Below are 13,228 nucleotides of genomic sequence, written 5' to 3' on the forward strand. Positions count from 1 at the left end.
GCGATTAGGCCGGCCCTGCGATCGCGAGGCAAGCCCGCTCCCACGTTGTTGTCCCTACGCCTTAATTATCAATGGCCATGATAATGGCTACTGTCGCAATGAATTTTTACAGGCGGACCCATCGGCGTAAGTTTTGACCCAAGGCCCACGACGGGCCAACGTCAACCACCGAAGTAGAGGTCTGCCAGCATGAACTTCAATCTCTTCCCACTCATCGCCGCCTCCGCCATCTCTGCCTCCGTCGTTCTGCCAGCCCATGCCCAGGCGGAGCAGGGTGCCAAGGCCTCGAGCACCCACAGCTACACCCAGAAGTACCTGCAACAGAGCGCGCATTTCCATGCCGCCTTGAGCAAGCACTCCAATTGAGTGTGTAAAGCCATTGGTAATAGCACAAAGCCATGTGATTTAATTTGACGCTAAATTTTTGACTCGCCAAAGGGGCAGAGCATGATGTGGCGTATCACGGCGGTAGTGCTGTTGCTGATGTCCGCGCCGATTCTGGCGTTGTGAGTAGCGGACCGCAGGAAAAAACGCAGGACGAACGACGCTTTTTCCTGCGGTCTGCAGTGTGTCGCGTGGGGCACTATGGCTTCGCCATCACGGCCTTGAACAAGGATGACCCCAGCCAGCCCTGAAGCCAGCTCCGCAGCCGCGGATAAGCAGCCTCGGCGAACCATTGCGGTTCGACCCCGGCAAACTGGCGCATCAAGGGCAGCAAGGCGGCGTCGGCCAGGCTCGGGTGCTCGGCGAGTAGCCAGGGCCTGCCTTCAAGCAGGCTTTCCAGCTCGGCCAGCCAGGGCTCGGCCTGGGCGCGGTACTGGGCCCGGGAATACTCCGGATAGCGCTCGGCATACTTGTACAGGTTCACCTGCGCCTTGAACGCGCTGTCGTTGCGGGCGATCAGCGCGTCGGCCTGGCGCGCCGCCGCCGGGTCGGCCAGCAGGCGCCAGTCTTCGGGGTCGTGCCGGTCGAGCGCCCAGCGCATGATGTCGAGGCTTTCCTCCAGCACGCCATTCCCGGTATCGAGCACCGGCACCGTACCCTTGGGCGACAGTGCCAGCAGTTCGGCGGGCTTTTCCTTCATCTTTACCTCGACCACCTGCACGTCGCACCCGGCGTAGCGCAGCGCCAGGCGTGCGCGCATGGCCCAGGGGCAGCGGCGGAACGAGTAGAGAATCACCCGCACACCTCGACATCGCTCAGGCCATTGCCCTGACGGCGCACCTGGATCTGCACCGGGATGCGTTCGTGCATCTCCTGCACGTGAGAGATCACCGCCACCTTGCGGCCCTGGGCCTGCAGACCGTCGAGGGCGTCCATGGCCAGTTGCAGCGACTCGGGGTCGAGGCTGCCGAAGCCTTCGTCGATGAACAGCGATTCGATGCGCAGGGTGCTGGAGGCCATCGACGCCAGGCCCAGGGCCAGCGACAGGGAGACCAGGAAGGTTTCGCCGCCCGACAGCGAGTGCACCGAGCGCAGCTCGTCGCCCATCTCGGTGTCCAGCACCAGCAGGCCCAGCGCGCTGCCGCCACGCTTGAGGCGGTAGCGTTTGGCCAACTGGCGCAGTTGGCTGTTGGCGTGGTGCAGCAGCAGGTCGAGGTTGTAGCCCTGGGCGATCTTGCGGAACACATCGCCCGAGGCCGAGCCGATCAGCGCATTCAGGCGCGCCCAGCGCTGCCATTGCTGGTAGGCCTGCTCGATCTGCTCGGCCAGGGCCTGGCTGGCCTGCTGACGGCGCTGGTCGTCGGCCTGGCGCGCGCGTAGTTCGGCGCAGCCTTGTTCTTGAGCGGCCAGCTGCTGCTGGAGCTCGCTGAGTGCTTGTTCCAGTTCTTCCGCCGGCAATTCGCCGTGGGCCTGGCTGGCATGTTGCTGCAGGCGTTGTTCACGTTCCTGGAGCAGCACGCGGCCCTGTTCGATGGCCTTCTCCGCGCTTTGCAGGCGCTGACGCAATTCACCGAGCTGGGCATCGTCGATGGCCAGCAGGCGGTCAAGGCCGGCATCGTCCAACTCAGGGTGCGCGCTGCGCCAGTGGGCGATCTCGCCCTGCAACTGCTGATGCTCCTGTTCCAGGGCCTGTTGGCGCTGCTGGTTGGCCTTGAGGTCGCTGGCCAGCTGCACGCTTTGGGTGTGCAGCGCTTGCAGTTTCTGGGCGCAGTCGGCTTCGGCGCTGCGCGCCTGTTCCAGCTGAGTGTCCATGTGCTGTTGCCAGGCTTCGGCGCTGGGCTGTTCACCGAGCAGCTCGCCCAGGGTGGCGCGGGCCTGCTGGTGTTGCTCGTCGAGCGCGGCGAGTTTCTGTTGCAGTTGCTGCTGCCCTTGCAGGCGTGCCTGTTGCTGGTCGCGTAGCTTGTCGAGCTGGACTTGACGGGCCTGTTGCTCTTCCTGCTCGTCCTTGCGCAGGTCGAGTTGTTGGCGGCGCTGGGCGATCTGCTGGTCGAGGCCGAGGAAGGCGTTGGCCGGGTCGTCGCGCAGGGCCTGGAGAATGTCCTGGGGCAGCACGCTGCCCAGGTCGTCGAGGCTTTGTTCCAGTTGCTGGGCGTCGGCGGCCAGGGCCTGGTGCTGCTGGTCGAGGTGACGCTGCGCTTGTTGCTGGGCCTCGCCTGCGGCCTGCAATTGCTGGGTAAGGCGAGCGGCATCCTTCTGCAAGGTGAGCAGGGCGCCCTGGCGCTTCTCGTCGCGGTCGATCTCCTCGCCGAGGCGGCGTAACTGGCCATCGAGCCACTTGCCGCGGGCCGCGTCGTCCTGCGGGGCAAGCGCCGGCCACAGGGCATGGGCCTGGAGCTGTTCGGTCACAGGCTGCAACTGCTCGCCGAGCTGCTGCTGTTGTTGCTGGTAATCCTTGAGCTGGGCATTGACCACGCCCAGTTCGGTGCGCAGCTCTACCAGCTTGCCATTGAGCTGCTCGACTTGCTTGTGCGCCGCCTCTTCCTCGGCCTGGTCGTGCCGACCAAGGCTGTGCAGCAGCGCTTCGGGCTGGTGGAACGGGTGTTCGGCGCTACCGCAGACCGGGCAAGGCTCGCCGTCGCGCAGTTGCGCGCGCAGCTCCTCGACGCTGGTGTTGCGCGCCAGGCGCTGGCGCTCGAGCAATTGACGGGTGAGGGTCAGCGCTTGCTCGGCGCTTTCCAGCTCGGCCTTGGCCGCGGTGCCTTCGCCGATCAGTTGCTGGCGCCGCTGCATGGCTTGCTGCTGGCGTTCACGCAGGGCGGCGATGGCCTGGCGCAGTTCCTGCTCGCGACCATGCAGGCGGCTCAGCTCTTCGACGGCGCGCTGTTGCTTGCGGTTGTCCTGAAGCATGGCGCCGAGCAGATCGACCTGCTCGACCAACGCATCGGGTTCGGCACCGGCTTCGCGGAACAGCAGTTCGAAATGCTCGCGTTGCGCTTGCAGTTGGGCGTTGGCCTGGCTGGCCTGGGCCTGCAGCCCGGGCAGCTCTTCGCGGCCCTTGGCCAGGCGGCCGCCGATCAGCATGACCTGCTTGAGTTGTGGCAGATAGGCCTGCCAGGCGTCGGCGAGGCCGCCCAGGTGCTGGCTTTCGGCCAGGGCGGCATCCATCTGCGACAGCTGCTGTTGGCTGCGCTGCTGATGGTCCTCCAGCTGTTGCAGCTGCTGCTGGCCCGCGCTGGCCTCCTGCTCGACCTGGTTACAGGCTTCGCGCTGTTCAGCCAGGTCCTTGTCCAGGCGTGCGATGTCGCCTTGAGCGGCGAAGGCCTGGCGCAGGCGTGGAGCGTTTTCGCCTTGCAGGGCCTGCTGCTGGCCCAGGTGCTGGCGGGCGGCCTCGAGGGACTGCTGCAGTGCGTCGATATGTTGCTGCAGGTCGCTTTGCTGGCGTTGTTGCTGGTCGATATCCGCCTGCACCGGGGCCAGTTGCGCGGCCAGGTGCTGTTGGCGATGGAACTGGTGGCGCTGGGGCGCCAGGCGCTCCAGGCGTTGCAGGTCGACGCGCTGCTCGGCCAGTTGCTGCCACGCCTGCTCGGCGGTTTGCAGGGCAGTGCCGGCCTCATGGTGCTGGGCCTGCAGGCGCTGCTGTTCTTCGAACCAGGTGCGCTGTTGCTCGAGCAGGCGCTGGCGCGACTGGTCGGCTTTGAACTGTTGCTGGGCCAGTTCCAGTTCCTGGTCGAGGGCAGCGCGGGCTTCGGCGTCCATTGGCAGCAGGTGCTCGGCCTGCTTCTTCAGGTCATTGTGAACCTCGCCGGTTTCCCGAGCCTTGCTGAAGGCGCGCTGGCCGAGGCGGGTGTAGATCGCCGTGTTGGTGAGCTTTTCCAGCAACTCGCTGCGCTCACGGTCGTCGGCCTTGAGGAAGGCGCCGAACTCGCTCTGGGCCAGCATCACCGCGCGGGTGAACTGCTCGAAATTCAGGCCCAGTCGGGCCTCGACCAACTGCTTGTATTCGTTCTTGCCGCTACCCAGCAACTGCTCGCTGTCCAGGTCGTAGAGGCTTTGGCGGCTGTTCTGCAGCTTGCCGGTGGCTTTCTCGCGGGCGCGATTGGCTTCCCAGCGGGCGCGGTAGCGGCAGCCGTCGATGCCGATGAAATCCACCTCGGCAAAGCCGCTGCCAGTGCCACGGCGCAGCAGGTTGCGTGGGTCGGAGGTGGGGATCTCGCCGTCGGCGTCCGGCACCTTGGCTTCCCGGGCGATATCGTTCAGGCGTGGCACGCTGCCGAACAGTGCCAGGCACAGGGCGTCGAGCAGTGTGCTCTTGCCGGCCCCGGTCGGCCCGGTGATGGCGAACAGGCCGGCGCTGGCAAGGGGCTCGGCGGTGAAGTCGATGTCGATGGGGCCGGCAAGGGAGGCCAGGTTCTTCAGGCGGATGGCGAGAATCTTCATGGTCGTTCCTCTTCCTGCAGCACGTCCTGCAGTAGCTCGGCAAAGTCGGCCAGGGCCTGCTCGTCGGCGGGGTTGCCGTACTGTTGCTGCCAGGCACGGCCGAACAGGTCCTGCGGGGTCAGTTGCGCCAGTTCGACAAAGGCTTGTTCATCCTCCTCCTGGCGCCCGGCGCCGGCATACTCGGCGCTGATGCGCACCAGGCGCACAGCCTTGCCTTGCAGGGCGGTCTCGATCTGCTGGCGCAGGTCGGGCTGCGGCTCGTCCAGGCGCACCCGCACCTCCAGCCAGGGTTGGCGGTTGGGGTCTTCGAGCAGGTCGATCACCGGCAACTGGCCCAATTGTTCGAGCAACTCGCCCAGCGGTGCCGGGCCGACCCGCTGCAGGGCCACGGCACGCGGCACCGGGCGCGGCTCGACGCTGACCAGTTCGGCGCCCTCCAGCTCCACTTCCAGCACCTGGTGCGGGTAGTTGATTTCAGCGAAGGACAGCGGGATCGGCGCGCCGCTGTAGCGGATGCGATCCTCGCGGTTGACCTTCTGCGGCTTGTGCAGATGACCCAGGGCGACATAGCCGATGGCCTTGTCGAACAGCCGCGCCGGCAGCGCCTCGGCATTGCCGATGATCAGGCTGCGTTCGGAGTCTTCCGAGATGCTGCCACCGGCCATGTGCGCATGGCTGATGGCGACCAGTGCCTGGTCCTTCTTGCGTTTCTTCTGTGCCGCCGCGATCAACTGCTCGTGGACCTGGGTGATGCCCTGCAGGTAGTCGTCACCCAGCGCCGGCCCGGTGACTTCGGCGGGACGCAGGAAGGGCAGGGCCAGGCACCAGGCGGCGACCTTGCCACGGGCGTTGGTCAGCGGGATCAGCAGGCGCTCGGCGTCCAGCTGGCCCTCGTCGAGCCAGTGCACGCGGCCCAGGGCGTGGGTGCGCAGTCGGCGCATCAGTGGCGCCGGCAGCTCGATGCGCGAGCCGGAGTCGTGGTTGCCGGCGATCATCACGATGTCCAGCTTGGGCTGTTGCTCGTGAGCCTGGACGATGAAGTCGTAGAGGCGCTCCTGGGCTTTGACCGGCGGATTGACGGTGTCGAAGATGTCGCCTGCGATCAGCAGCGCATCGGGCTGGCGCAGGCGCAGCTGGCCGAGCAGCCAGTCGAGGAAGCAGGCGTGTTCGAAGTCGCGTTCCTGGCCATGCAGGCTCTGGCCCAGGTGCCAGTCGGAGGTGTGAAACAGACGCATGGAAGATCCGTAGGGTGAGCGGCAGGGGGCGTTTGGATTTGGGCGGTATGGTAACTCATCGCGGACTTGTGGGAGCGGGCTTGGCCCGCGATGAGGCTACTTGGGATACAGCGGTGGCAGGCTACTGGCCTCGCCCGTCGGCGCCAGCACCTGCTCGGCCGGCGGTATGGCGCCGATCGCCCGCCACAGCTCGTCGCCATGCCAGTACTGGCCGCTCTCGCTGTACAACGCACCATTCAACCCATCCAGCGCATCGGACAACGGCACGAAGCGCGCCGCCATCTCGGCCAGGGTTTCCGGCTGCTGCCGCGCCCAGGCGTCCAGCGCCTGGCGGGTGGCCTGCGGATCGTTGGCCTGGCAGGCGCGCTTGAGGTCGTCGAGCAGCGTGCGCGGGCTCGGGCCAGCCTGTGCCGCCCGCAGTACCGCCGGTTGCGAACGGGCCCGCCACCACAGGGTGAAACCGAGCAGGGTGGTCAGCGCCAGCACCAGCGTAGCCAGCTGCCAGGGCCAGAGCAGGCTGGGGGCCATATTGCTGTCGCCGACCGGGGTGTCGGCGCTGAGCGCAGGATTATCCTGCACGTTCAGGGTGCGTGCCGGCAGGCTGCTGTGCTCCAGGTGGTCCTCGCGGGTGTTCCACCAGGTCACCTCCAACGCCGGCAGCGCCAGCTCGCCGGCGTGGGTCGGCACCAGCGCCTCGCGTTCCTCACGGTTGGCGACCATGCCGCGCTCGCCGATCTCGTTGCGCAGCAACGGTTGGTCGGGGTAGCGGCGCAGGCCGGCGGCCTCGGTGGCCGGCAGCGGCGGCAGCTGGGTGCTTGAAAGGCCTTCGGCGCGCACGCTGATGTTGCGCGTCAGCGAGTCGCCGATCTGCGTCGGCTGGCTGTTCGGGTCAGGGTTCCAGTGTTCTTCCAGGGTCAGGCTGCGTGCCGGCAGCCAGGGGCGGTCGGCCGGGTAGCCGGCCGGAATCGGCTTGACGGTCAGGCGCAGCGGCAGCGAACTGACCTGCACCTGGCGGCCGACCCTTGGCGTGCCGGCGGGTTGCTCGCCATTGCCGGCGGCGGTGGCGGTGAAGCGCAGCGGCGGCACGTCAAGGTTGCCGCTTTGCTGGGGGTAGATGGCGTAGCGGGTCTCGATCACCCCATGGCGCACGCCGTTGATTTCTTTCTCGTAGGTGCGTGACTCGCCCAGCGGGTCGACCTTGGCGTTCTCCAGTTGCAGCGGGCTGAGGTTGCTGTCGTCGTACAGCGCCACCGAATGGTAGATGCGCAAGGTCAGCACGGCCTGGGCCTGGACATAGACTGCGCTGCTGTCCAGGGTGGCCTCGACGAACACTTGTGAGGCCGCGTCCGGGCGCTGGCTGTCGGCCTGCTGCACCTGCAGCTCGATGGCCTGGCTGCGCGACTGGCCCAGTTGCAGCTCGGGGATGCGCAGGCTGCCGCTGCGCCGGGGCAGCAGGGTGATGATCCAGCGGGTGCTGGCGCGGGTTTCGCCGTCAAGGGTGTGCAGGCTGTTGAGCTGGCGCGTGCCGCGGACCTCGAAATCCGGCTCGAGGGTGCGCAGGTCGGGCTTGCCGAACTGGGTCACGTCCTGGCTCTCGAGGGTGAGTTCCAGGGTTTCGCCGGCCTCGAGGCGCGTGCGGTCGACACTGGCCTGCAGGGTCGGTTCGGCCTGGGCCGCGAGGCTCCACAACAGGCCTAGGAGAAAGACGCCGAAGCGACTCATCGTGGGGTTTCCTGATGCAATTGCTGTTCATACCAGAATTTGCGCCGCAGCAGTTCCGCCGGATTGTCGGGGATCTCCCGCAGCCACTGTTCCAGGGCCTGGCGCTGTTCGGCGTCGAGGGCGGTGGAGAGCGGCCGCTGGGGCGGCTGGGTGATGCTGTCGTCATCGCCGCCGGCAGTGCCGGACGGAGCCTGGGAATTGCCCTGGCTGTCACCGCTCTGCTGGCCTTGTGCCGGGTTGTCGCTGTCCGGAGCGCCCTGGGCCTGGCTGCTGGTCGAGCTGCTGTTGCCTTCGGTCTCGTTGCCGGGCGTGTCCCGGGCATCGGCGTTGTGCGGCTGTTCCTCGGCCTTGGCCTGGCGCTGTTGCAACAGTTGCTGGACCAGCGCCTGGTTGTCCAGCGCGGCTTTCAGGTCGGGTTGGCGCTCCAGTGCCTGTTCGTAGGCGTCCAGCGCCGCTTCCAGTTCGCCGGCGCGGGCCAGGGCGTTACCACGATTGTAGTGGGCGGCTGCCGTGCCGGCCTGGGCGAACGCGGCGGCGGCGCCTTCGAAGTCGCCGGCCTGGTACAGGGCCATGCCGCGCCACTGGCTGTCGGCGAAGTGCCGGGCGGCCTCGGCGGGGCGTTGCCGCTCCAGCAGGCGCTGGCCTTGCTGGTCGGGGCGCAGCCACAGGTCGTTGAACTCGAAGGCCTGGCTCGGCTGCGGCAGGGCCAGCAGCAGGGGGAGACAGAACAGCCAGCCACGCCGGCCGGCGCAGGCGGCGAGCAGCAGCAGGGGCAGTAGCAGCCAGTAACCCTGATCGGCCCAGCTGTCCAGTTGCAGGGTCTGGCCATCGTTGTGCAGCAGGCGCGGGTTGTCGAACAGGCCCAGGCCGCGCAGGTCGAGGTCGTCGATGCGGGCATGGCGATAGCGACCGCCGGTCGAACCGATGAAGGTCTTCAGCGAAGCGCTGTCCAGGCGTGGCAAAAGGATGCCACCTTGTTCGTCCTTGAGGTATTCGCCATTGGCCTGGCGCACCGGCGCGCCCTCGGCACTGCCGACACCCAGCATCAGCAGGCTCGGGCCCTGGCGGCCCAGGGCCTGGCGTATGCCTTCGCGTTCAAGCTCGCTCAGCGACGAGCCGATCAACAGTAGGCGGCCCTGGCCCAGGCCGCTCTGCGCCAGCAGCGCGAGGCCCTTGCGCACGGCCAGGTCGGCGCGCTGGCCGGGCTGCGGCATGATCGATGGATCGACGGCTTCGAGCAGGTTGCGCGTGGTGCCCAGGTCATCCGACAACGGCACCAGGGTGTGGGCGCTGCCGGCATAGACGATCAGTGCGGTCTGGCTGTCGCGACGATGCTCGAGCAGGTCGAGCACCTTGCGTCGGGCCTGCTCCAGGCGGTTCGGCGCGCTGTCCTCGGCGAGCATCTGCGGCGTCAGTTCGAGCAGGATCACCAGCGGGTCGGCCGGGCGCTGGCGGGTTTCCTCGAGGCGTTGCCAGCTGGGGCCGAGCAGGGCCAGGACGATCAGCAGCCAGGCCAGGCCCAGGGCGATCCACGGCAGCTTGCTGGTGCTGCCGCTGCCGCCGCCGAGCAGTACCGCGTGGAACGGTTGCGGCAGGATCAACTGCCAGCGTCCGGCGCGCTTGCGTCGGTGCCAGAGCTTGAACAGCAGCCAGCCAAGCAGCGGCAGTACCAGCAGCCAGAGCGGGCGCAGCCATTGCGGCCAGAGTTCGATCATCGCCGCCTCCTCAGGCGCAGGCGCTTGAGGCGCTGGCGCCATTCCGGGTGGGGCTGCAGGAAGCGCGGTTTGCGCAGCAGGCGTTGCAGCAGGTTGTCCGGCCACTGCACGGCCACCACCAGCAGCACGCTGAGCAGCAGCGCCAGTGCCAGTGGCCAGGGGTACAGCTCATGGGCGGTGCGCGCCTGGGTCGGCTGCTGGGCCACCGGCTCCAGCTGATCGAGGGTGTCGCCGATGGCGTCCAGTTCGGCGCCATCGTGGGCGCGGAAGTAGCTGCCATGGGTGATTTCGGCGATCTCCTTGAGCGCGGCCTCGTCCAGGTCCAGGCTCGGATTCAGGCCCAGCAGCCCCGGCGTGCCGCTGGCCTCGGGGTTGGCGCCGATGCCGATGGTGTAGATGCGCACGCCTTCTTGGGCCGCCAGGCGCGCGGCGGTCAGCGGGTGGATCTGCCCGCCGTTGTTGGCGCCGTCGGTGATCAGGATCAGCACCCGGCTCTGCGCCGGGCGCTGGCGCAGGCGTTTGACAGCCAGGCCAATGGCGTCGCCGATGGCGGTGTTCTTGCCGGCGATGCCGATCTGCGCCTCGTCGAGGAAGGTGCGTACGGTGCGCCGGTCGAAGGTCAGTGGGGCCTGCAGGTAGGCCTGGCTGCCGAACAGGATCAGGCCGACGCGGTCGCCCTGGCGGTCCTGCAGGAAATCGCCCATCAGTGCCTTGACCAGATCCAGGCGGCTGATCTCGTCGTCCTTCCACTGCATGTCGGGGAAGTCCATGGAGCCTGACACGTCCACCGCCACCAGCAGGTCGCGGCCACTGGCCGAGACCGGCAGCGGATCGCCCAGCCACTGCGGGCGGGCGGAGGCCAGCAACAACAGCAGCCAGATCAGGATGAACGGTGCCTGCTGGCGCCAGGTCGGCAGGTTAAGGCGAGCACGGCGCCCGGCCAGGCCCTCGAGTTCGTCAAGGAAACCGACCTTGAGCACCGGTTCGCCGCTGTCGGCGGCCGGCAGCAGCAGGCGCGCCAGCCAGGGCAGCGGCAACAGCAGGAAGATCCACGGCCAGGCCAGTTCAAACATGCTTGCGGATCCAGGTTTCGACCGCCTGGGCGAGCCCGGCGATGGCCTTGTCGTCGAGCTTGCACTCGGGCTTGTAGGCGCCTTCGACCAGCACCATCCAGCGGGTCAGGCCGGCGGCCGGGCAGCGGTTGTCGAGAAACGCCAGCCATTGCCGGCCATTGAGGGTATGGCTGTTGGCCCCCGGGTAGTGATTACGGCACAGGCGCTTGAGCAGGGCGTTGATCTGCTGCAGCCAGGCCCCGGCGGGCGCGCCGTCATAGGGACGCGGCAGGCGCGCCAGTTCGGCCAGGGCCTCGACGCGGATCGGGTCCAGCGGCAGTTCGGCGCGTACCACCTTGCGCTTGCCCGGGCGCCAGTGGCGCAGGCGCCAGGCGCCCCAGCCGAGCAGGGGCAGCATGGCCAGCAGCAGCCACCAGCCGGGCGCGGGCGGCCACAGGCCGATGGCGGTTGGCGCGATCAGCGGCTGCAGCTGGTCCAGCGGGTTCATTTCGCGCCTCCAGGGCGCTGTGCATTCAGGTATTCACGCAACTGCTCGATCATTTCGCTCTGGGTGCTCAGCGGCATCAGCACCACGCGCAGTTTCTGCGCCAGCAGCTCCCAGCGCTCGATGCGTGCCTCGGCTTGCTGGCGGTAGGCCTGGCGCAGGTTGGCGTCGAGGGTGTCGAGTTCCAGCTGCGCGCTGCGCTGGGCGAAGCGCAGCAGGCCGGCGGCGGGCAGGGCGTGGTCGAGCGGGTCGCTGACCGGCATCAGCAGTACGTCGCAGTGCCGTGACAGCATGGCCAGGTGTTGCTCGACGCTGGCGCTGAGGGCGCGTTCGTCGCAGATGACGATGGCCAGGCTGCCCGGGCGCAATACCTCTCGTGCCCGGCGCAGGGCAAGGCCCAGGCTGTCGGCCTGGGGCTGGGCCTCGGTGTGCAGGGCCTGGTTGATCTTGGCCAGGCGGTTGAGCAGTTGCAGCAGGCTCTGCTTGCTGCGCCTGGGCTTGACCTCATGGTGCTCGTTGTCGCCGAACACCAGCCCGCCGATACGGTCGTTGTGGCCCAGCGCGGCCCAGCCGAACAGGGCGGCGGCCTGGGCGGCCAGTACCGACTTGAACATCAGCCCGGAGCCGAAGAACAGCCGCTGGCTCTGCTCGACCATGATGAAGATCGGCCGTTCGCGTTCTTCATGGAACAGCTTGGTGTGCGGCTCCTGGGTGCGGGCGGTGACACGCCAGTCGATGTTGCGCACATCGTCGCCGGCCTGGTAGACCCGCACTTGGTCGAAGTCCACCCCGCGGCCACGCAGTTTCGAGTGGTGCAGGCCCACCAGCGGGCTGCGTTGGCCGGGCCGGGAGAACAGCTGAATCTCGCGCACGCGATGGCGCATGTCGATCAGGTCGGCCAGGCCGATGCGGATGCCGGGTTCGGCCAGCTGCGTGGTGGGCATGGGGTCAGGCGACGGCGACGACGTCGAGGATGCGCTGGACCACGCGGTCCTGGTCGACCCCCGCCGCCTCGGCCTCGAACGACAGGATGATGCGGTGGCGCAGCACGTCGAACAGCACCGCCTGGATATCCTCGGGGCTGACGAAGTCGCGCCCGGCCAGCCAGGCATGGGCGCGGGCGCAGCGGTCGAGGGCGATCGAACCGCGGGGGCTGGCGCCGTAGGCGATCCAGTCGGCCAGTTCGCTGTCGAACTTGGCCGGGGTACGGGTGGCCATCACCAGTTGCACCAGGTATTCCTCTACTGCATCGGCCATGTACAGGCCGAGGATTTCCTTGCGCGCGGCGAAGATCGCCTGCTGGCTGACCCGTCGCTCGGGCTTCACCTCGCCGCCCAGGGCCTCGCCCCGCGCTTGCAGGAGGATGCGCCGCTCGACGGCGGCGTCGGGGAAACCGATCTTCACGTGCATCAGGAAACGGTCGAGCTGGGCTTCGGGCAGCGGGTAGGTGCCTTCCTGCTCGATCGGGTTCTGCGTGGCCATCACCAGGAACAGCGGCGACAGCTCGTAGGTACTGCGCCCGACGCTGACCTGGCGCTCGGCCATGGCCTCGAGCAGGGCCGACTGCACCTTGGCGGGTGCGCGGTTGATTTCGTCGGCCAGCACCAGGTTATGGAAGATCGGGCCTTGCTGGAACACGAAGCTGCCGGTTTCCGGGCGGTAGATCTCGGTGCCGGTGATGTCGGCCGGGAGCAGGTCGGGGGTGAACTGGATGCGATGGAACTGGGCCTCGATACCCTCGGCGAGCTCCTTGATGGCCTTGGTCTTGGCCAGGCCCGGGGCCCCCTCGACCAGCATGTGGCCGTCGGCCAGGAGCACGATCAGCAGGCGCTCGACCAGTTTTTCCTGGCCGAGGATCTGGGAAGAGAGAAAGGTGCGCAGCGCGATCAGCGCCTCACGGTGTTCCATCGTTGACGGTTCCTGGGGATGGGCCCTGGCGCGCTGGGAGCGGATGCCGGGCGAGGGGGGATACTTTAATCCATCCGGGGGGGCGGGGACCAATGGGGGTTTGCAAAAATCGTGTAAAGGATGGGTTGGGGAGCAAGACTGTCCCGATCCCGATCCCGATCCCGATCCCGATCCCGATCCCGATCCCGATCTTGCCGTTGCCGTTGCTCTTGCCCTTGCTTCTAAGCGCGCGATAGTTCAGGCGACACAAATTGCGACTTCAGGAGGCCG

Annotated in this window: 10 protein-coding genes; 1 reads left to right on the plus strand and 9 read right to left on the minus strand. The window is 67.6% G+C overall.

Going from position 1 to position 13,228, the window contains the following annotated elements; translation table 11 throughout:
• The first annotated feature begins 189 nt into the window (after positions 1-189).
• Complete coding sequence (locus ACODS9_RS25900) at positions 190-366, plus strand: hypothetical protein (protein ID WP_367858306.1); 177 nt, start codon at positions 190-192, stop codon at positions 364-366.
• Positions 367-583: 217 nt separating this feature from the next.
• On the opposite strand, the gene ACODS9_RS25905 is transcribed toward ACODS9_RS25900, so the two are convergent.
• The 9 genes from ACODS9_RS25905 to ACODS9_RS25945 all read right to left on the minus strand — a co-directional run bounded on the left by ACODS9_RS25905 (position 584) and on the right by ACODS9_RS25945 (position 12,958).
• Positions 584-1,180, minus strand: a complete 597-nt coding sequence (locus ACODS9_RS25905; RefSeq protein WP_489095072.1) for a glutathione S-transferase — start codon at positions 1,178-1,180, stop codon at positions 584-586.
• Positions 1,177-4,821, minus strand: a complete 3,645-nt coding sequence (locus tag ACODS9_RS25910; RefSeq protein ID WP_489095073.1) for an AAA family ATPase — start codon at positions 4,819-4,821, stop codon at positions 1,177-1,179. The genes ACODS9_RS25905 and ACODS9_RS25910 overlap by 4 nt, the downstream gene beginning before the upstream one ends.
• Complete coding sequence (locus ACODS9_RS25915; protein WP_489095074.1) at positions 4,818-6,056, minus strand: exonuclease SbcCD subunit D C-terminal domain-containing protein; 1,239 nt, start codon at positions 6,054-6,056, stop codon at positions 4,818-4,820. Before ACODS9_RS25915 ends, ACODS9_RS25910 begins: the two co-directional genes overlap by 4 nt.
• A 96-nt stretch (positions 6,057-6,152) precedes the next feature.
• A complete protein-coding gene (locus ACODS9_RS25920; protein ID WP_401112392.1) occupies positions 6,153-7,778 on the minus strand; it encodes a BatD family protein in 1,626 nt (541 codons plus the stop codon).
• On the minus strand, positions 7,775-9,493 hold the full coding sequence (locus tag ACODS9_RS25925) for a vWA domain-containing protein (RefSeq protein WP_401112395.1): 1,719 nt from the start codon (positions 9,491-9,493) through the stop codon (positions 7,775-7,777). Before ACODS9_RS25925 ends, ACODS9_RS25920 begins: the two co-directional genes overlap by 4 nt.
• A complete protein-coding gene (locus ACODS9_RS25930; RefSeq protein WP_401112398.1) occupies positions 9,490-10,566 on the minus strand; it encodes a vWA domain-containing protein in 1,077 nt (358 codons plus the stop codon). The genes ACODS9_RS25925 and ACODS9_RS25930 overlap by 4 nt, the downstream gene beginning before the upstream one ends.
• On the minus strand, positions 10,559-11,053 hold the full coding sequence (locus tag ACODS9_RS25935) for a DUF4381 domain-containing protein (RefSeq protein WP_489095075.1): 495 nt from the start codon (positions 11,051-11,053) through the stop codon (positions 10,559-10,561). The genes ACODS9_RS25930 and ACODS9_RS25935 overlap by 8 nt, the downstream gene beginning before the upstream one ends.
• A complete protein-coding gene (locus ACODS9_RS25940; RefSeq protein WP_489095076.1) occupies positions 11,050-11,994 on the minus strand; it encodes a DUF58 domain-containing protein in 945 nt (314 codons plus the stop codon). Before ACODS9_RS25940 ends, ACODS9_RS25935 begins: the two co-directional genes overlap by 4 nt.
• A gap of 4 nt (positions 11,995-11,998) precedes the next feature.
• A complete protein-coding gene (locus tag ACODS9_RS25945; protein WP_011532987.1) occupies positions 11,999-12,958 on the minus strand; it encodes an AAA family ATPase in 960 nt (319 codons plus the stop codon).
• Positions 12,959-13,228 lie beyond the last annotated feature (270 nt).

It is taken from the genome of Pseudomonas sp. FG36, assembly GCF_057809275.1.